Genomic DNA, 18587 nt, shown 5'->3' with positions numbered 1-18587 from the left:
CAATGAATCCTGTAGGGATGCAATATCTATAGAAATTATTTTACATCACAGAATTCAACGCCGTAGGTGTGGCATATTAGATTTATCAGAATACTTTATCAAGTTTATGAAATCAAATCCTACCTCAAGAAATAAAAATGGAAAAATATCCAAGGAATAATTTGGTCGGCTAACGCTAGAGCTATAAAAAAATCGCCCTCCCTGCTCTAAATACTAACTACTAAAAAATTCGGCACCTCCGGTTCTAAATACTAACTACTTAATACCAACTACTTAATAACCCGCCCTACAGTTCTAAATACTAACTACTAACTACTAACTACTTAAAAAAAAGGTTTCGCCAATTTGACTGTTTCGATAGTTTTCACTGCAAGAGTAAAAATTAAACAACAGATTTTTTTGGGTTTTCTCGCTAGCGATTTTCATACTGTCGTCATTCCGCATGACGAATCCTTTTTGGAGCAATAATCTTTATGCTGAGAAGCTGCTTCCGCAGCCACATGTACTTGAAGCATTTGGATTGTTAAAGGTAAATCCACGAGCATCTAAACCGTTTTTGAAATCGATTTCCATACCTGCTAAATATAGCCCGTGAGCTTTGTTCATAAAAACACGGATACCTTGAATATCATATTCTGTATCACCATCTTTCTTTTGATCAAATCCCAAAATGTAGCTCATACCTGAACATCCTCCACCCTCAACGCCTACACGTAAACCAAAATCTTCACCTATCTCTTGTTGGTCGATCAGTTTTGTAAGTTCATTAAGTGCACCTTCTGTAAAAGTAACTGGAGCTGCAACTGTTAAATTATCTGAAGCCATATTAATTTACTATTCATTTACTTCTACAAAAATACTAATTTTTAGATTCTTTTACGGGAATTCAAATGAAAATGACAATCCATAAACACTGCGTGTTTTTAAAAAAAAATCACCCAATCCTACCCATATCCACGTTTTAGGTTCCACTATCGCTAAAGTATATAATATAGAGCCTTCAAAGGACGTTTTAAATGTATTATTGGAACAGATCAATGGATATAATTTGCATTAATTCTTGTCAAAATTGTAATTCTTAAAATTCATTACAGAAATTTAGGTAATTATAAGCCCATTTCTTTGTAATTATCTATATTTGCAACAAAATTGAAATTTTAATATCCCCCAATAAAAAATAGCAATATGGAAAGAGATCAATCCATTTTTAATCTAATTGCCGAAGAGCTTAAACGCCAAGAAGAAGGAATTGAGCTTATCGCTTCAGAAAACTTTGTTAGCAAGCAGGTTATGGAAGCTGCTGGTTCTGTTTTGACAAACAAATATGCAGAAGGACTTCCAGGAAAACGTTACTATGGTGGTTGTGAGGTTGTCGATAAAATCGAAACAATCGCAATCGACCGTGCAAAAGAACTATTCGGTGCTGAATGGGTTAACGTACAACCTCACTCAGGCGCTCAAGCTAATGCTGCTGTTTTCTTGGCAATCTTAAAACCAGGTGATAAAATTTTAGGATTCGATCTAAGCCATGGCGGTCACTTGACACATGGTTCTCCTGCTAACTTCTCCGGAAAACTTTACGAACCATTATTCTATGGTGTAAAAGAGGATACTGGACTTATTGATTATGAGCAATTGGAAGAAACTGCTCGCCGTGAAAAACCAAAAGTTATTATCTGTGGTGCTTCTGCTTATTCTCGTGACTGGGATTATGCTCGTATCCGTAAAGTAGCTGATGAAATCGGTGCACTTGTTGTCGCTGACGTTTCTCACCCTGCTGGATTAATTGCTCGTGGTTTATTAAATGATCCACTTCCTCACTGTCATATCGTTACTACAACGACCCACAAAACTTTACGTGGTCCTCGTGGTGGAATGATTATGGTCGGTAAAGATTTTGAAAACCCTTGGGGAATTAAAAATCCAAAAGGAGAAACTCGTACCATTACACAATTGTTGGATCTAGCTGTATTCCCAGGTACACAAGGTGGCCCATTAGAGCATACAATCGCTGCTAAAGCAATTGCTTACGGTGAAGCTTTATCAGATGAATACTTAACTTACATTAAACAAGTAAAGGCGAATGCTGCTGCATTGGCTCAGTTCTTTGTAGAGAAAGATTACAAAATCATCTCCGGAGGTACTGACAACCATTTAATGTTAGTTGATTTAAGAAATAAGGATATCTCAGGTAAAGATGCAGAGGCAGTTTTAGGTCTTGCAGGTATTACTACTAATAAAAACATGGTTCCATTTGATTCACGTTCTCCATTTGTTACTTCAGGAGTACGCTTTGGAACTGCAGCAATCACAACACGTGGTATTAAAGAAAATGAAATCATTCAAATTGGTGAGTTAATCGACGAAGCATTGAACAACCGTTCAGACAATGCTGCGTTAGATCGCATTCACGGAAAAGTGAAGGAAATGATGGCAATTTTCCCTTTATATAAGTAAAAGGTAAAATTTAACAGTATGATGGCTCCAAAGGGTAACTTTGGAGCCATTTTTGTTGTGAGAAGTGAATGTGAAGAAATGTTAAAATGCCTAACCTTTTTTTGATTAATCAGAATTTTTAACTCTCTTTGATTTAACAACATTAAACATAAAGCCTATCGGAACACAACTACGCTTAAACTAAAATATTACAAAGACATAGAAAACTCTTACATCATTTGTGGAGGCATAATTATGAAACTATTGAATAAGAAAAGTGACCAGGAACTGGTACAAGCGTATGTAAAAGGTGAAGAAAGAGCCTTGCAAGTACTACTAGATCGTTATAAAACGAAAATCTATACATCAATATATCATCAAGTTAAGGATCAATACCTAGCAGAGGATATATTTCAAGAGACTTTTATCAAAGTCATCAATACGCTTAAAGCCGGCAGATATAATGATGAAGGTAAATTTTTACCTTGGGTAATGCGTATTGCACACAATATGGTCATTGACCATTTCAGAAGAGAGAAAAGAGCTCCAAATGTCATCAACAATGATGGTTTTGATATTTTTGAAGTGCTTCAGTTTTCGGATGACAGTGTGGAAATGAAAATGGTAAAGGATGAACGCGATGTTGATTTAAAGAAAATCATCCAGTTACTACCGGATGATCAAAAAGAAGTGTTAATCATGCGGTTATTCTGTGATATGAGCTTTAAGGATATTGCGGATATTACGGAAGTAAGCATTAATACCGCATTGGGAAGAATGCGCTATGCATTGAGTAATCTCAGGAAAATGATTGAAGAAAACAATATGATGTTTCAACTCGGATAATACAATAAGGATTAAGGTTAATAAAAGGAAAGAGGCAGTATCTAATCAGGTACTGCCTCTTTTTTTGCGAAATTTTTTTTGTTTCGTTTGCTTTCAGTCGGGTTTCAGTCGTGTTTTGCTCGTGTCTCGTCCACAGCTTGTCCAAAGGTTATCCACAGCTCGTCCGCTCACAAGCGGACGAGCTGTGGATAATGTCAAACCAAGGTGCGGACCATTCACGACCAAAACACGAGCAAAACCAAAGTGAAACCAAATACACATTATGGCTGTTTTTGAGTAAGGTTTCTGTCACTTTGTCTATTTTATGTACAATTCGACTTGTTTAAGACATTATTTTTTCTTTCTTTGTGGTATTATGTGGTTTGGAATTAGTTTTGATAATCACTATTAAAATAGAAAACAAGATATTAAAGATATGTATTGGATAATTTTCATTGGAATTATGGTAGTAAGCTGGATAGTTCAGTTTACATTCAGGAATAAGTTTAAGAAATATTCGGAGATGCCGTTGTCATCAGGTTTATCAGGAGCAGAGATTGCACAGAAAATGTTGAACGAAAACGGAATTAACGATGTACAGGTTATTTCGGTAGAAGGGCAGTTGACTGACCATTATAATCCGGCAAATAAGACAGTTAATTTAAGTCCGGATGTTTATCATGGTCGTTCGGTAGCTGCGGCTGCTGTTGCGTCACATGAGTGTGGTCACGCTGTTCAGCATGCGACAGCATATTCATGGTTACAGTTCCGTTCGGCAATGGTTCCTATCGTTAGCGTTGCCTCAAAAATGACTACCTGGGTATTGATGATCGGAGTTATAATGATGGCATTTTCTGGAAACGTATATGTACTAGCAATTGGCGTAGGTGCGTTGTTCTTAACAACTTTATTTAGTTTTATTACCCTGCCAGTTGAGTTTGATGCTTCGAATCGCGCTTTAGCATGGTTGAATGCATCAAATGTTACGCATAGCACAGAAGAGCATGATGGAGCTAAAGATGCTTTGAAATGGGCAGCAATGACTTATGTAGTAGCAGCGCTTTCAGCATTGGTTACTTTATTGTACTACGCTTCCATACTTTTCGGAAGAAGAGACTAAAAAATTGGGGATTTCCCCTTGTAGAGCCCAGATCGAAAGATCTGGGCTCTTTTTGGTTTTAAAGCTTGTTTATTTGGGAGGTCGTAATAAAAAATTAACAATAATTTAATTTTATATCGCTTAAACTGTTGGTATTGATTGTTGTCATACTTAAATAATAAATCATATTAACCATAAAAGATGAAAAAATTAATTCTTTCCCTGACGGGTGTCGCCATGGCATTGTGCTCCTTTGCTCAGTCTGATACCCTTTATTATAATCTGGATCGATTTGGAAAAGTAGCTTTTGAATCCACCATTAAACCTGATAGTAAACTTGATTCAATGGCTTTAAGAAGTGGTTATTTAAGACCTAAGTCCATGCTTCCTGATGGTTATTTTGTTGAAGTCAATGGGTTTCAGGTTAACCAAAATGGTGAGTTATATTGGCAACGGGTATTTTATACGGATTTAGAAAAAAATGATCTATTCCTCAAGCTAATTTCGAAAGGAATTAAGGATGTTTATGTTTCTGATAATAGTATAGCGGGAAACATTTCTAAAATTGAACCTAATTATTTGGGGATGAATGTTCCAAAAAATTCACTTAAATCACCTTTGGATAACTCTACGATAAATGCAGCTCTCTTAATTGAGTATAAGGAAGGAAAATATCGAGTTACGCTGTCAAATTTAAATTTTGATGTTGAAGAGCATAACATTAACAGAGTGAGTAGTGTTTCTTATTCTGAAATCGTGGAGCAATATAGTATAAATCAATATGCCGTTCAAGTTGGAAAAGAAGGTGCTTACTTATCCGAGAAGTTTAGGAAGGATTTCAGCAAACCTCTAAATTTTACTTTAGAGAAGCTATTCGAAATTGATAACAGAATCTATTTAAAGAGTTGGTAAATCTTAAAAAATTGACTTATGAAAACTACTTTAATAACTTTTGTGGCTCTGTTTGTGGGTATCAATGCATTTGCACAAATTTCAGGACAAAACGATACCTTAACTGTGGCTATAAATAAGGATGGAAACATCCTGTGGAAGCAAGAGAACAAATCTTTTGAACATCTGAATTTAAAACTAAACTCTGCTAATAAACTGGAGTGGAAAAAAACCTTTACCTCAAATTTGGATGCCCCAGATCTTTTTATGAAATTAATTTCAACAGGATATTTTAAAGATTTTTATATACATGACGGACAGTTTTCAGGATCGTTTAATGGAATATTTCCCGACTTTATGAAAATGGGTATTTCACAGTTTGATATGCCTAGGTATTTAGTTTATTCGGTTATCAATGGAGGGATTAAGGTTGAGGTTAGAGAGGGAGAATTTACAGTAACCATTTCGCAACTCATATTACAGAGAACAACGGAATATGCTACATTCAAAATTGGGGAGAGGACAAAACTTGAAACCCAAGCTTTTCGACGGGGTAAATTATCTTCTGCATTTATGGAAAGTTATGGTAAAATAATTGATTTCACATTTGATCAGTTGATGGGTAATTTAATAGAGCCAACTGTAAGCGAGAATAATGAATTATCTTCAATGTAAAAAGGAAATTAGCTGATATTGATTCCAAATCTTAAATTAAACAAGCAAAAAGCTATATTTGTAAGATAAAGTCAAAACAAATGTTTTACAAATATCTTCAGTTTTATGCTGGGGATTGGGCAAGGTATTGATTAATAGAAAGTTAAAAGATGTTTTCAAATCTACAGGATAAGTTAGACAGGGCCTTTAAAGTATTAAAGGGGCAAGGCAATATTACGGAAATCAACGTTGCAGAAACGATGAAGGAAATTCGCAAGGCATTATTAGATGCCGATGTGAATTATAAAACTGCGAAAACGTTTACCGATGAAGTTAAGCAAAAGGCATTAGGTCAGAATGTATTGACCAGCATTTCTCCGGGTCAATTATTGACCAAGATTATGAATGATGAGCTTACTGAGTTAATGGGAGGAACAGTTACTGAGCTGGAAATTACCAAGAATCCAACCATTATTTTAATTGCGGGATTGAATGGTGCGGGTAAAACTACGTTCTCTGGAAAACTAGCTAACTTTTTAAAGGCATCAAAAAACAAGAAGCCATTGTTGGTTGCAGGTGACGTTTATCGTCCGGCGGCAATCGATCAGTTGGAAGTTTTAGGCCAGCAGGTTGGCGTTCCAGTTTATGTTGATCGGGAATCTACCGATCCGATTGGAATTGCTGTTGCGGGTGTTGAAGAGGCAAAAAGAAATGGAAATAACGTAGTTATCATTGATACGGCGGGTCGTTTAGCAATTGACGAGGCGCTGATGAATGAGATTACAGCAGTTAAAGATGCGACCCAGCCACATGAGATCTTATTTGTGGTTGACTCCATGACAGGTCAAGATGCGGTGAATACAGCGAAAGCTTTCAACGATCGTCTGGATTTTACAGGGGTTGTATTAACTAAATTAGATGGTGATACACGTGGTGGAGCAGCCTTGTCCATTAAATCTGTTGTCAATAAGCCGATCAAGTTTATTGGTACAGGTGAGAAGATGGAGGCACTTGATGTTTTCCACCCTGACCGTATGGCTTCGCGTATTTTAGGTATGGGTGACGTTGTTTCCTTAGTTGAGCGTGCGCAACAGCAGTTTGATGAGAAGGAAGCGGCAGAACTTCAGAAGAAGATCCGCAAGAATAAGTTTGATTTCAATGATTTTAAATCACAGATCAAGCAGATTAAGAAAATGGGTAATATGAAGGATTTGATGGGGATGATTCCTGGCGTCGGTAAGGCGATTAAGGATGTTGAAATAGATGACGATGCATTCAAGCCGATTGAAGCGATTATTGATTCGATGACTCCATTTGAGCGTGAAAATCCTGATGCTATCGATCCTAAGCGCAGAGCACGTATTGCGAAAGGTTCGGGGACCAGTCTTGATGAAGTGAATAAGCTGATGAAGCAGTTTTCAGATATGCGTAAGGTAATGAAACAGATGTCAAATCCAGGTATGGCAGCGAAAATGATGCGCAATATGCCTAAGATGCCTGGGAAACCTTTCTAAGGGTTGCATTATGCCTTGATAAAAAGACAAAGGGTTGCAGCTTGAGCTGCAACCCTTTTTTTTGTTTAATTAGGGTATAATTTATGGAGTATTGACCTGTTCTATTGATGTTTGTTTGCTTGTTTTGTATATTAGTGTAGATTGATTAGACAAGAAAGCTAAAATCCTATAAATTGAATTGAATTAATTGTTAATTTTGCATTATGGACGACCCCGGGCAGATATCGGAATATGGTAAAATACTATTGATGGCAATTATTGCTGTTATATTGGTTAGTGCCACCATGTTCTTAGCTCGTATTCTTTCCCCTAAAAATCCAAATCCTATCAAATTGAGCACTTATGAATGTGGTGAAGAGACCACTGGAACTTCATGGGTTCAATTTAATCCTCGATTTTATGTTATTGCTTTGGTATTTCTTCTATTTGACGTGGAATTAATTTTTATTTTTCCATGGGCGACAGTTTTTGGAAATGCGGAATTCATTGCTGCAGATTCGAGATGGGGCTGGTTTACCTTAATAGAAATGGCAATTTTCCTAGGAGTTTTAATCATTGGATTATGGTATGTGTGGAAGAGTGGGGATATCAGCTGGATAAAGCCTACGCATCAAAAGCCCACGGTACCTGTTGGGATTCCAGCCTCGGCCTATGAACAATTGAATTCAAAAGAATACCAGATTCGAGATTATAAGGAACAGGAAATAGAAGAGGTTCTTGCAGAAAAAGCATCTTCACCCGTGAAAATGGGTTTTAAACCAAAATTTAAAAAACCAAGTTCAGAATCATGAGTTTAGATAAGCATTTGCAGCAAAATAACGGGGTAATCATTGCAAAGATGGATGACCTATTAAATTGGGCTAGACTATCTTCGATGTGGCCGGTTAGTTTTGGGATTGCTTGTTGTGCGATAGAGATGATGGGTGCAATGGCATCGACCTATGATTTAGATCGATTGGGAGTCTTTCCAAGGCCTTCACCAAGACAGTCTGATGTAATGATCATCGCTGGTACAGTTACCTTTAAGATGGCTGATCGGATTAAAAAACTATACGAACAAATGCCCGATCCGAAATATGTTATTTCAATGGGTTCATGTTCAAATTGTGGTGGACCTTACTGGCAGCACGGATATCATGTCGTTAAAGGGGTGGACAAAATTATTCCAGTGGACGTGTATGTGCAAGGATGTCCACCAAGACCAGAAGCACTGATAGGTGCCTTCTTAGAATTACAGAAAATAATAGAACAACAGTCTTTACTGAAAGGGGATATATTCCCAGAAGCAGTGGAGCAATAGAATAAAATATGGCTAAAGATTTTTATGGTGATTTGCGCCTAGGGATTTTAGGCGGAGGCCAGTTAGGTCGAATGCTGATCCAGGAAGCAATAAACTTTAATGTTAACATTCATGTATTGGATCCCGATCCAAATGCACCTTGCAAAAAACTGTGCAATCAATTTGAGATCGGCTCCCTTTCTGATTTTGATACGGTTTATAATTTCGGTAAAGACCTTGATATGGTTACTATTGAAATTGAAAAAGTAAATGTAGATGCCTTAGAGGCTTTGGAAAATGAGGGTGTATTGGTATTTCCACAGTCGAGAGTTATCAGGTTGATTCAAGATAAAGGATTGCAGAAGCAATTCTTTAAGCAAAATGATATTCCAACATCGGCATTTCAATTTATATCCAATAAAGAAGGATTAGCATCAAGCCAAATACAGCTGCCATTTATTCAAAAATTGCGTAAAGATGGATATGATGGTAAAGGGGTTAAAAGAATAAATAGTCCGGCAGATTTTGAGGATGCATTTGATACAGCGTGCATTGTTGAAGAACTGGTTGATTTTGAAAAGGAAATTGCGGTGATGGTTGCCCGTAATGATCGTGGTGAGATGGCCACTTTTCCGATGGTAGAAATGGAATTTAACCCACAGGCGAACTTAGTTGAATTCTTAATATCTCCATCGACCTATTCTTTTGACATACAGACCAAAGCTGAAAGTATTGCGATGAAGATTGCCAATGACCTTCAGATAGTGGGCGTGTTAGCTGTTGAAATGTTCCTGACGAAGGATGGAGATATACTTGTAAATGAATTAGCGCCAAGACCACATAATTCAGGACACCAAACGATAGAGGGGAACTTCACCTCTCAGTTCGGGCAACATTTGCGAGCAATTTTTAATTTACCCATGGGCGATACAGCATCGCGAGCAAACGCAATTATGGTCAATTTATTAGGAGAAGCGGGATATGAAGGTTTGGCAAAATACGAAGGGATTGAGGAAGCTTTAGGCATTCCTGGGGTATATGTGCATTTATACGGTAAGAAATATACCAAGCCATTTCGCAAGATGGGGCATGTCACGATTGTCAATCAAGATCGTGCATTAGCGATCGAGATTGCGCGAAAGGTTCAGAATTTGATTAAGGTAATAGCATAATAAAATTAGAAAAATGGAAAACGCTAAAGTAGCTGTGATCATGGGGAGCAAGTCAGACTTACCTGTCATGCAAGATGCCATTGAAGTTTTAAAATATTTAGGTGTGGCTTTCGAATTAACGATCGTTTCGGCACACCGTACACCGAAGCGTATGTTTGATTTTGCGGAGCAAGCCGCAGGTCGAGGAATCAAGGTGATTATTGCAGGAGCGGGTGGTGCAGCGCATTTACCGGGAATGGTAGCCTCTATTACTCATCTTCCAGTTATTGGTGTTCCGGTTAAATCTTCAAATTCGATTGATGGATGGGATTCCGTACTTTCAATCTTGCAGATGCCAAATGGTATTCCAGTAGCTACAGTAGCTTTAAATGCAGCTAAAAATGCGGGGATCCTAGCTGCTCAGATCTTAGCGACTAGTGATGAGAACTTGGTGACAAGAATACAGGAGTTCAAAAATGAACTAAGGGAAAAAGTTGAAGAATCCGCTGAAGAAGTAGAAAGATTAGTATTCTAATTTCTTGAAATGGAGATATAAAAATGGCGGAAATTCAATTCCGCCTTTTCTATTTTATTTAAAGTTCTTTTGCATATAATCAAAACTCTTTTTGATACTTGCGTATTTATCTGGAGTATAGATTTCATCCTGTTCAACGAAAGCATATTTCAAACCACTTTCATTGGCAAATTGAGATATGTTCATAAAATTGATACTACCCGTTCCAACTTCCGTATATTTTATGTTCTTGAAAGTTTCCATTAGATCCAGGGTATCTCTTTTGCCTGTTTTTGGATCAATTTTATTGATATCCAAAGGAGTTGAGAATGCTCTGTCCATATCTTTGATATGCCATAGGGGGAAGCGGCCAGGATGTTTGTCGAAATAAGATTGTGGACTGGCACCAGCTTTAGTAATCCAGAACATATCTAATTCGAAATCCACGAGGTCTTTTTCAGTAAATGCCAAAAGGACATCAAGTCCATTTGTTCCATTTCCAAACTCTTTAAATTCCCAGAAATGGTTATGGTAACCCATTTTAATACCAGCTTTTTTGGACATCTCACCGGCTTTATTCAGCTGCTCGGCCATGTATTGATAATCGGATTGATTGAGTTTATTTAATTTGTGCATCGGAGGAACAGGAGCAATGATATACTCTTGACCTAGGTTGTGAGCAATTTCAATATATTTCTCAATGTTTTCTTTATCCGTACTGTCTTTATCTAAGTATTTTCCTAAATCATAGTGGCCACTATGCGTTTTAAGGTTGTTGTCATTTAAAATCTTCTTGAGTTCATCAATGGATACACCCCATAGGGTTCCGTTAGTTGGATCAGCACCATAGGTTTCCACATGAGTATAACCTATTTTAGAGACAGATTTTAAAACTTCTTGAGGATTTTGAGCTAGCAGTTCACGTAGAGTAAATAGTTGCAAGCCTATGTTTTTGAGGGGTGAACCCGGTGTTTTTTTCATGCTATCGCATGAAATCAAGTGTGGAGCAACCAGACCGCCAACTAATCCCATGCTCGCAAGCTTGATGAAATTTCTTCTTGATTGTGTCATGCAGAATGTAATTTATTAAATGAATATAGGTAAATTTTTAATAAAAAAAGGATTCTTAATTTTAAGAATCCTTTTGAGAATAATCTTGAAAAGAATGACTAGATCGTCATAATATCTTTTTCTTTCAGTTCGGCTAATTGATCAACTTTAACGATGAAAGAATCGGTTAGTTTTTGTACTTCCGCTTCACCGGCTTTGATTTCATCTTCAGAAGCGCCATCATTTTTTAATTTCTTAATCGCTTCGTTGCTATCCTTACGGATATTACGAACAGCTACGCGACCTTTTTCAGTTTCTTCTTTAACTTTTTTCACTAAGTCACGACGACGTTCTTCAGTAAGCGGTGGAACAGCTAAACGAATTATAGAGCCGTCATTTTGAGGGTTTAATCCAATATTAGATTCCATGATTGCTTTTTCAATCGTAGAAAGGAGGTTTTTTTCCCATGGTTGAACAACGATTGTTCTTGCGTCAGGTGTGTTTATGTTGCTAACTTGCGATAATGGCGTTGCTGTGCCGTAATAATCAACATAAATTCCATCAAGCATACCGGGACTAGCTTTTCCAGCGCGAATCTTAGTTAATTCAGATTCTGTATGAGCAACAGCTTTAGCCATGCCATCTTTGCATTCGTCCAGTTGAAGTGAAATGAATTCGTTCATATCTTGATTTATTATTTGCTTAAAATTAATTACTTACTACAGTTCCAACATGTTCACCATTGGCTAATTTCAATAGGTTACCAGGTTTATTCATGTCGAAAACGATGATAGGTAGGTTGTTTTCTTGGCAAAGAGTAAATGCAGTCATATCCATCACATTTAATCCTTTTTCATAGACATCTGTGAATGTTATTTGGTCAAATTTCTTTGCATTAGGATCTTTTTCTGGGTCGGCAGTGTAAATACCATCTACGCGAGTACCTTTTAACACGGCGTCGGCATTGATTTCAATGGCACGTAGGGAAGCAGCTGTATCTGTTGTGAAGTAAGGGTTTCCTGTTCCGGCACCGAAGATGACGATACGTCCTTTTTCTAAGTGACGTACAGCACGTCTACGGATAAATGGTTCACAGATTTGTTCCATTTTAATCGCTGTTAACAGACGGGTTTTCATTCCGACCTTTTCAAGGGCATCTTGTAATGCCATTGAATTGATGACAGTAGCTAACATTCCCATGTAATCCGCTTGAACGCGGTCCATTCCGGCTTTCTCAGCGCTCAGTCCACGGTAAATGTTACCACCACCAATGACGATGGCGATTTCCATGCCTAAGCTATGAAGTTCCTGAATGTCTTGTGCGTATTGTTGAACACGATTAATGTCGATACCGTAGCTTTGCTCGCCCATTAAAGCTTCGCCACTAAGTTTAAGTAGGATGCGTTTGTATTTCATATTTGACTTTTGGAATAGTTCCAAAAGCCAAAGATATGACTTTTTGCTTGCGATTAATTAGATTTATTTCCTTTTTTTACCTTTTCAATAACTTGTGCGTAAAATTCTTCATAGATTGGGACGATTTTGCTCAATTCAAAGTCCTTAGCACGTTGTAATGCATTTTCTTTGAATTCATTTAATCTTTGACAATCCTCCAAAATATAAATTGAGTTTTTAGCCATATCATCAATATCACCTACTTCGCTTAAAAATCCGCTAAAACCCTCTTTATTTAATTCTGGCAGACCGCCGGTATTTGAAGATACCACTGGAACTTTACAGGCCATAGCCTCCAAAGCAGCCAATCCAAAACTTTCTGAACCTGAAGGCATCAGGAATAGATCAGCAATTGAAAGAATTTCTTCGATAGCATCCTGTTTTCCCAAGAATCTGATACAGTCCATTATACCCAGTTCCCTAGCCAATTCTTCCGCATTTCGACGCTCAGGACCATCACCTACCATCAATAATTTGCTTGGTACCTTCTGAGTTACCTTGTGAAAAATCTTTACCACATCCTCTACACGTTTTACTTTTCTAAAGTTTGAGGTATGAACGATGATTCGTTCTTGATTAGGAGCAATGGCTTTCTTGAAATGTTCGTGATTTTTATTATGGAATCGTTGAAGGTCAATGAAATTCGGGATGACCTTAATATCATTTGTAATATCAAAATAACTTTGGGTTTGTTCCTTTAAATTTTCGGAAACGGTCGTAACACCATCGGATTTGTTAATTGAAAATGTAACTACCGGGCTGAAACTCTTGTCTTTACCTACCAAAGTAATATCCGTTCCATGTAAAGTGGTCACAACAGGAATGTTGATTCCATATGTTTCTAAGATTTGTTTTGCAAGGAAGGCAACAGAAGCATGCGGAATCGCATAATGGACATGTAATAGATCCAAACCTTCAAAACGCACGACATCAACAAGCTTGCTTGCTAAAGCCGTTTCATAAGGTGGGAAATCGAATAATGGATATTGGTTAATTGCTACTTCGTGATAATATAAGTTTTCTGAAAAGAAGTCAAGTCTAGCAGGCTGGCTATAGGTGATAAAATGAACTTGATGTCCATTGTTCGCCAAAGCTTTACCTAATTCGGTTGCTACAACTCCACTGCCTCCAAAAGTTGGATAACATACTATGCCTATTTTCATAAGTTCCGTTTTCGTTCCTTAAAGATAAGAATGGTATCTATATAGTCACGCAAAATTTTAAGTGGAATGGAAAAAATTGTAATTTTATTACAAATGCGTGTAAATAAAGAATTATTAATTCAAGAATTGAGCTTTAAAACTTCGAGATCGGGAGGTAAGGGCGGACAGAATGTGAACAAAGTTTCTTCGAAGGTGATGTTGAATTGGGATCTAGAAGCATCTCAAGGAGTTGATTCCGATCAGAAAAATTTAATCAGGGAGAAATTGGCTAATCGTATATCTAAGGAGGGGCTTTTACAATTAGATTCAAGCATAGATAGGAGCCAATTGAAGAACAAAGAATTAGTAATAGAACGATTTTTAAATTTAATCGAAGAAGCATTAAAAGTTGATCCTAAAAGAATCCCAACAAAAATTCCCAAATCAATTATTTTAGAGCGATTAGACCGTAAGAAAAGACAAGCTTCCAAAAAGTCTGATCGTCGGTGGAAACATGAGGAATAATTTCATATTTAGCTTCTATTAAAACGGTGGTTTGAAATTAATTGGATTTGCATAATTCAATTAGAAAAAAATATTTCATAAGTTTGTGATATAAATCTGATTTATAAGATTAGGCCATTTTGTAAATAAGATGATTGAATTAAAATATAAACTATATGAAATCTTTACTCCTCATCTGTCTATTTACATTATTGTTTTCCTGTACCAAACCTGGAATTGAAATACCTAAAGAACACTCATTTGTTTCACAAATCTTTAAGGATAAAGATTCTTGGAACATTTCATCCGCTAAAGGCTTTTATCATCCAAAAGATAGTATGTTAAATATTATGGTTTTTGGAGGGTCAAATGAACGTTTAGACTTAGGTTTTAAGAGGGATGATAAAAATATGGGCGAACAGAAATCATATTTGGCTGGATTAATTGAGGCTAATTGTGAACATTGTGCTTCTATTAAAAATGGATATAGGTTGGATAACAGCAAAAATAACTCATTTGAATTTATGAGTTTTACTACTTCAACAACTCCAAATACTATTGGGATCAGGTTCTCATTAAACTTAAAAAAAGATAGTATTTATAAAACTGATAAACCGTTAAATATATTATATAATGGAACATTGGTTGTTCCAATTGAATTAGAAGAGGAATAATAATACTTTTTCTTTTCTTTAAAATAATAAAATCGACAAATAATATTCTTGATACTACTCGTGCTCAATCTTAAGTAAATCAATTCTATCCGATACATTTTCCTTTAATATTTATTTTTTATAAAAATTATAATACTGATTAACAGTGTATTGTAATTTATCCAAGTATTTAACTAAGTTTTTAGTTGTATAACTAAAAACGTAGTTATACTTTAGGTTTATAATCGATTATAGGCAATATTGTCTTTTTTAATATTAATAGAATAATGGACGAATTAAAAGAACTTACAAAGGCCGAGGAGCAAATTATGCATAGTTTGTGGGAGATTGAGGGAGGATTTGTTAAAGATATTATTGAAATCCTTCCGGAACCAAAGCCTGCCTATAATACTGTATCTACTATTGTACGGATTCTCGAGACCAAGGGTTTTGTGGATCATGAGTCTTTTGGAAAAAGCCATCGTTATTTTCCAAAGATTGAAAAAGAAGAATATAAAAAACTCATAACCGGAAAACTATTACAAGGTTATTTTGAGAATTCTGCTAGCTCTATGCTTTCTTTCTTTTTGGAGGAAAAGAAACTGGATGTGCAGGATTTAGATGAGATCATGAAACTCATTCAGAAACATAAGAAATAAAATAGATCGCTATGAATTATCTATTGATATCGAACTTGGCTCTTGCATTATTTTTTCTGATCTATAGATTTGGACTTAAGAGATTGACTTTTTTCAATTTAAACCGCTGGTATTTGTTGAGCAGTATTTTTATCGCCTATCTGGTTCCGTTGGTTTTATTTATTGATTTCCAAGTTCCAGAAATGATGCAAGTCACTTTGCCAATCTTAGATCTTTCTTTAAATGGAAAGCCTAAGCAAGAACTGGTACCTATTGCAACAAATATGGTTCAGGAGAAGAATTGGGTCGTAGGTAATTGGGTTCAATTGTTATACTGGATCGGCGTAATTGTAACGCTTGCAATGATAGGATTTAGGATTCTACTATTGTTTTCGAAGCAGTTTTCTGCGAAGAAACACGGAAGCTATTCATTTTTCAATTACATCAATATTGGAGCTGAAGTCAAGGAGAAATCGTTAATCAAAGCTCATGAAGAATTGCACGTGAAGCAAGGTCATAGTTATGATTTACTTTTTGTGGAGCTTATTCGGGCATTCAATTGGTTCAATCCAATCTTGTTTTGGATCAGGGATGAGCTAAAATTCCAACATGAATGTATTGTAGACAATCATTTTTCTGAAGACAAGGTTGCGTATGCGGAGCTTTTGGTCGCTTATGCCATGAATATTCATCCTCATCATTTGAGCCATGAGTTTTCCAATAAATCAATATTAAAGGAAAGGATAAAAATGATATTTAAGGATAAATCAAATTCAAAACACAGATTATTTTACTTAATGGTATTGCCTATGGCCGCTATGCTTTTAGGTCTGACGATCAATTGTAAATCACCAAATAAGGAATCGAGTTCAAGTACTGTCGATACCATTGCAACTACTGGACATGATGCAATGACTGATTCAAGCGTTTCAAAGGTAGAAGAATTCGCTGCTGAAAGTGTGCAGGAGGAGAAGAGTAGTTCTTCAGAACCTATTGAGGTGAATTCAAAAAATATTGAAGAGGAAAAAATTATTTTTCCAGAACCAAAATCGAAGATTGATGATGTTATGGATTTTGATCAGGTAGAAGTTCCTGCAGTATATCCTGGTGGGTTAAATCAATTTAAAAAAACGGTCGGGGAGACAGTGAAATATACCCAAGCAGCTATCGATGCTGGAGCAAGAGGAACTGTTGAGCTCAGTTTTATAATCGATACTGAAGGGAAGGTTCAGGATATTAAGGTAGCTAAAGATGTTGGATACGGCATGGCTCAACAAAGTGTTGAGGCATTGAAAAAAACCAAAGATTGGAAGCCTGCAATTCATAATGGAAAACCCGTTGCTGTCAGATATTTGCTTCCGATTAGGTTTGACCTTACACAAACGTAAACATAAGAAATAAACTGAATAGCTATGAACTACCTTCTGATATCGAACCTAGCATTGCTAATTTTCTTTTTGATCTACAGATTTGGATTAAAGAAATTGACCTTTTTCAGCTTGAACCGCTGGTATCTATTAAGCAGTGTTCTCATTTCATACCTGATGCCGCTGTTTCTTTTTATCGACTTTCGTGTTCCAGAGCTGATGCAGGTCACCTTGCCCGTTATTGAACTGACTCTAAACAAAGCGAATAATACTGTAGCTATTACAAAAACGGTGGAGGAAATTCAGCAAAGAAATTGGATTGGAGAGAACTGGTTGATGCTTTGCTATTGGATAGGAGTTGTTGCTGCATACTTATTGATCTACAGAGCGATGATATTGTTGAGGGGAAATTCTAAAATTCAACAACATAGAAGTTATTCATTTTTCGGAAAAATTATGTTGGCAGAGGAAGGGAAAGATAATCAGGTCATTCAGAAGCATGAAGAGGTTCATGTTAGTCAAGGCCATAGTTATGATATTTTGTTCGTCGAGTTGGTAAGGGCATTCAATTGGTTCAATCCGGTTTTTATATGGATGAGGGACGAATTAAAATTCCAGCATGAATGCATCGTTGACGAGCATTTTTCAGAGGATAGGATTGCCTATGCTGAGCTGCTTGTTGCACAGGCTATGGATGCTGAGCCACATCAGCTGAGTCATGAGTTTTCCAATAAATCACAATTAAAGGAAAGAATAGAAATGATATTTAAAGATAAATCAAAATCAAAGAACAGGTTGTTTTACTTAACAATCCTGCCGATGGCAGTTATGTTATTTGGATTAACAGTAAACTGCAAATCACCAAATAAAGAAACCAAAGAAAGCGGATCGGAAGAAACAGCAATAAGCTCTCCATCGCAGGAGAATGCCCAGGCAGAAAATGAACCATCAGTTGATACCGTGAAATTGTCAGAATCGAATGCTACAGGAAATGCTAAGGAAGAGATCAAGAAGACAGAATCTAAAGACGGATATCCTGGTAAAGAGGCAAAAGCAACAGGAACATTTGGGGTGTTTAGCTACGATCAGGTTGAGGTAAAACCTGAATATCCTGGTGGAATTAATCAATTTAGAAATGATGTATCTGAAGCACTTGAATACCCACAAGCGGCCATAGATGCAGGTGCAACAGGAGAGCTAGAACTTAGCTTTGTCATTAATAAAGAGGGCAGGCCTGTGGATATTAAGGTAGTTAAGGATTTTGGATACGGATCTGGTTTAGCTGCTGTAAAGGCTGTTAAAAGTACAAAAACTTGGAAACCTGGAAAATATAAGGGATTGGAAGCAGATGTGAACTATAACCTTCCACTCCGATTGAATTTAACAGAAATTTAATTAATTAACAAAATCTAAAA

General features: G+C 36.5%; 20 protein-coding genes. 15 read left to right on the top strand and 5 right to left on the bottom strand.

Annotated features, from left to right (window positions below):
* Positions 1-471: 471 nt before the first annotated feature.
* A complete protein-coding gene (locus E0Y80_RS04265; RefSeq protein WP_156306167.1) occupies positions 472-825 on the bottom strand; it encodes a HesB/IscA family protein in 354 nt (117 codons plus the stop codon).
* 360 nt (positions 826-1185) lie between these two features.
* Here E0Y80_RS04265 and E0Y80_RS04260 point away from each other — a divergent pair, with 360 nt between their 5' ends.
* From E0Y80_RS04260 to purE, 10 genes are all read left to right on the top strand, one after another.
* On the top strand, positions 1186-2457 hold the full coding sequence (locus tag E0Y80_RS04260) for a serine hydroxymethyltransferase (RefSeq protein ID WP_156306166.1): 1272 nt from the start codon (positions 1186-1188) through the stop codon (positions 2455-2457).
* A 234-nt stretch (positions 2458-2691) separates the two neighbouring features.
* Positions 2692-3282: an RNA polymerase sigma factor gene (locus E0Y80_RS04255; RefSeq protein WP_156306165.1), complete on the top strand. Its 591-nt coding sequence runs from the start codon at positions 2692-2694 to the stop codon at positions 3280-3282.
* Between the two features lie 415 nt (positions 3283-3697).
* Positions 3698-4381: a zinc metallopeptidase gene (locus E0Y80_RS04250; RefSeq protein WP_156306164.1), complete on the top strand. Its 684-nt coding sequence runs from the start codon at positions 3698-3700 to the stop codon at positions 4379-4381.
* Between the two features lie 180 nt (positions 4382-4561).
* The gene (locus tag E0Y80_RS04245; RefSeq protein ID WP_156306163.1) at positions 4562-5272 is read left to right on the top strand and encodes a hypothetical protein; all 711 of its coding nucleotides are present in this window, start codon (positions 4562-4564) and stop codon (positions 5270-5272) included.
* A gap of 18 nt (positions 5273-5290) precedes the next feature.
* Positions 5291-5926, top strand: coding sequence for a hypothetical protein (locus E0Y80_RS04240; protein WP_156306162.1), 636 nt, complete (start codon positions 5291-5293; stop codon positions 5924-5926).
* Positions 5927-6075: 149 nt separating this feature from the next.
* Complete coding sequence (gene ffh / locus E0Y80_RS04235; protein ID WP_156306161.1) at positions 6076-7419, top strand: signal recognition particle protein; 1344 nt, start codon at positions 6076-6078, stop codon at positions 7417-7419.
* A gap of 203 nt (positions 7420-7622) precedes the next feature.
* Positions 7623-8210 (top strand): NADH-quinone oxidoreductase subunit A, encoded by a 588-nt coding sequence (locus tag E0Y80_RS04230; protein ID WP_156306160.1) that lies wholly within the window; start codon positions 7623-7625, stop codon positions 8208-8210.
* Entirely contained in the window at positions 8207-8719 is a 513-nt protein-coding gene (locus E0Y80_RS04225; protein ID WP_156306159.1) for an NADH-quinone oxidoreductase subunit B, read from the top strand. Before E0Y80_RS04230 ends, E0Y80_RS04225 begins: the two co-directional genes overlap by 4 nt.
* 8 nt (positions 8720-8727) lie before the next feature.
* On the top strand, positions 8728-9870 hold the full coding sequence (locus E0Y80_RS04220) for a 5-(carboxyamino)imidazole ribonucleotide synthase (RefSeq protein ID WP_156306158.1): 1143 nt from the start codon (positions 8728-8730) through the stop codon (positions 9868-9870).
* 13 nt (positions 9871-9883) lie between these two features.
* Positions 9884-10384: a 5-(carboxyamino)imidazole ribonucleotide mutase gene (gene purE / locus E0Y80_RS04215; RefSeq protein ID WP_156306157.1), complete on the top strand. Its 501-nt coding sequence runs from the start codon at positions 9884-9886 to the stop codon at positions 10382-10384.
* Between the two features lie 54 nt (positions 10385-10438).
* Here the strand turns inward: purE and E0Y80_RS04210 are convergent, their stop codons facing one another.
* From E0Y80_RS04210 to bshA, 4 genes are all read right to left on the bottom strand, one after another.
* A complete protein-coding gene (locus E0Y80_RS04210) occupies positions 10439-11434 on the bottom strand; it encodes a sugar phosphate isomerase/epimerase family protein (protein WP_156306156.1) in 996 nt (331 codons plus the stop codon).
* 98 nt (positions 11435-11532) lie between these two features.
* On the bottom strand, positions 11533-12096 hold the full coding sequence (gene frr / locus E0Y80_RS04205; protein ID WP_156306155.1) for a ribosome recycling factor: 564 nt from the start codon (positions 12094-12096) through the stop codon (positions 11533-11535).
* A 25-nt stretch (positions 12097-12121) separates the two neighbouring features.
* On the bottom strand, positions 12122-12829 hold the full coding sequence (gene pyrH / locus E0Y80_RS04200; protein ID WP_156306154.1) for a UMP kinase: 708 nt from the start codon (positions 12827-12829) through the stop codon (positions 12122-12124).
* A 53-nt stretch (positions 12830-12882) separates the two neighbouring features.
* A complete protein-coding gene (gene bshA, locus E0Y80_RS04195) occupies positions 12883-14031 on the bottom strand; it encodes an N-acetyl-alpha-D-glucosaminyl L-malate synthase BshA (protein ID WP_156306153.1) in 1149 nt (382 codons plus the stop codon).
* Between the two features lie 66 nt (positions 14032-14097).
* On the opposite strand from bshA, the gene arfB reads away from it, so the two are divergent.
* From arfB to E0Y80_RS04170, 5 genes are all read left to right on the top strand, one after another.
* Positions 14098-14535: an alternative ribosome rescue aminoacyl-tRNA hydrolase ArfB gene (gene arfB, locus E0Y80_RS04190; protein WP_231595919.1), complete on the top strand. Its 438-nt coding sequence runs from the start codon at positions 14098-14100 to the stop codon at positions 14533-14535.
* A 155-nt stretch (positions 14536-14690) separates the two neighbouring features.
* Positions 14691-15188, top strand: a complete 498-nt coding sequence (locus E0Y80_RS04185; RefSeq protein ID WP_156306152.1) for a hypothetical protein — start codon at positions 14691-14693, stop codon at positions 15186-15188.
* Positions 15189-15454: 266 nt separating this feature from the next.
* Positions 15455-15826: a BlaI/MecI/CopY family transcriptional regulator gene (locus tag E0Y80_RS04180; protein WP_156306151.1), complete on the top strand. Its 372-nt coding sequence runs from the start codon at positions 15455-15457 to the stop codon at positions 15824-15826.
* Between the two features lie 11 nt (positions 15827-15837).
* Entirely contained in the window at positions 15838-17193 is a 1356-nt protein-coding gene (locus E0Y80_RS04175) for a TonB family protein (RefSeq protein WP_156306150.1), read from the top strand.
* 24 nt (positions 17194-17217) lie between these two features.
* Positions 17218-18567: an energy transducer TonB gene (locus E0Y80_RS04170; protein WP_156306149.1), complete on the top strand. Its 1350-nt coding sequence runs from the start codon at positions 17218-17220 to the stop codon at positions 18565-18567.
* The last annotated feature ends 20 nt before the right edge of the window (positions 18568-18587 follow it).

The organism is Sphingobacterium endophyticum (genome assembly GCF_009733535.1).
In the GTDB taxonomy this organism is placed as follows: Bacteria; Bacteroidota; Bacteroidia; order Sphingobacteriales; family Sphingobacteriaceae; genus Sphingobacterium; species Sphingobacterium endophyticum.
This window is presented reverse-complemented; position numbering and strand designations above follow the sequence as displayed.

Bases quoted from the DNA above. Each gene is read 5' to 3' on its own strand.
- E0Y80_RS04265 (WP_156306167.1), bottom strand. From the start codon at position 825: ATGGCTTCAGATAATTTAACAGTTGCAGCTCCAGTTACTTTTACAGAA.
- E0Y80_RS04260 (WP_156306166.1), top strand. From the start codon at position 1,186: ATGGAAAGAGATCAATCCATTTTTAATCTAATTGCCGAAGAGCTTAAA.
- E0Y80_RS04255 (WP_156306165.1), top strand. From the start codon at position 2,692: ATGAAACTATTGAATAAGAAAAGTGACCAGGAACTGGTACAAGCGTAT.
- E0Y80_RS04250 (WP_156306164.1), top strand. From the start codon at position 3,698: ATGTATTGGATAATTTTCATTGGAATTATGGTAGTAAGCTGGATAGTT.
- E0Y80_RS04245 (WP_156306163.1), top strand. From the start codon at position 4,562: ATGAAAAAATTAATTCTTTCCCTGACGGGTGTCGCCATGGCATTGTGC.
- E0Y80_RS04240 (WP_156306162.1), top strand. From the start codon at position 5,291: ATGAAAACTACTTTAATAACTTTTGTGGCTCTGTTTGTGGGTATCAAT.
- ffh (WP_156306161.1), top strand. From the start codon at position 6,076: ATGTTTTCAAATCTACAGGATAAGTTAGACAGGGCCTTTAAAGTATTA.
- E0Y80_RS04230 (WP_156306160.1), top strand. From the start codon at position 7,623: ATGGACGACCCCGGGCAGATATCGGAATATGGTAAAATACTATTGATG.
- E0Y80_RS04225 (WP_156306159.1), top strand. From the start codon at position 8,207: ATGAGTTTAGATAAGCATTTGCAGCAAAATAACGGGGTAATCATTGCA.
- E0Y80_RS04220 (WP_156306158.1), top strand. From the start codon at position 8,728: ATGGCTAAAGATTTTTATGGTGATTTGCGCCTAGGGATTTTAGGCGGA.
- purE (WP_156306157.1), top strand. From the start codon at position 9,884: ATGGAAAACGCTAAAGTAGCTGTGATCATGGGGAGCAAGTCAGACTTA.
- E0Y80_RS04210 (WP_156306156.1), bottom strand. From the start codon at position 11,434: ATGACACAATCAAGAAGAAATTTCATCAAGCTTGCGAGCATGGGATTA.
- frr (WP_156306155.1), bottom strand. From the start codon at position 12,096: ATGAACGAATTCATTTCACTTCAACTGGACGAATGCAAAGATGGCATG.
- pyrH (WP_156306154.1), bottom strand. From the start codon at position 12,829: ATGAAATACAAACGCATCCTACTTAAACTTAGTGGCGAAGCTTTAATG.
- bshA (WP_156306153.1), bottom strand. From the start codon at position 14,031: ATGAAAATAGGCATAGTATGTTATCCAACTTTTGGAGGCAGTGGAGTT.
- arfB (WP_231595919.1), top strand. From the start codon at position 14,098: ATGGAAAAAATTGTAATTTTATTACAAATGCGTGTAAATAAAGAATTA.
- E0Y80_RS04185 (WP_156306152.1), top strand. From the start codon at position 14,691: ATGAAATCTTTACTCCTCATCTGTCTATTTACATTATTGTTTTCCTGT.
- E0Y80_RS04180 (WP_156306151.1), top strand. From the start codon at position 15,455: ATGGACGAATTAAAAGAACTTACAAAGGCCGAGGAGCAAATTATGCAT.
- E0Y80_RS04175 (WP_156306150.1), top strand. From the start codon at position 15,838: ATGAATTATCTATTGATATCGAACTTGGCTCTTGCATTATTTTTTCTG.
- E0Y80_RS04170 (WP_156306149.1), top strand. From the start codon at position 17,218: ATGAACTACCTTCTGATATCGAACCTAGCATTGCTAATTTTCTTTTTG.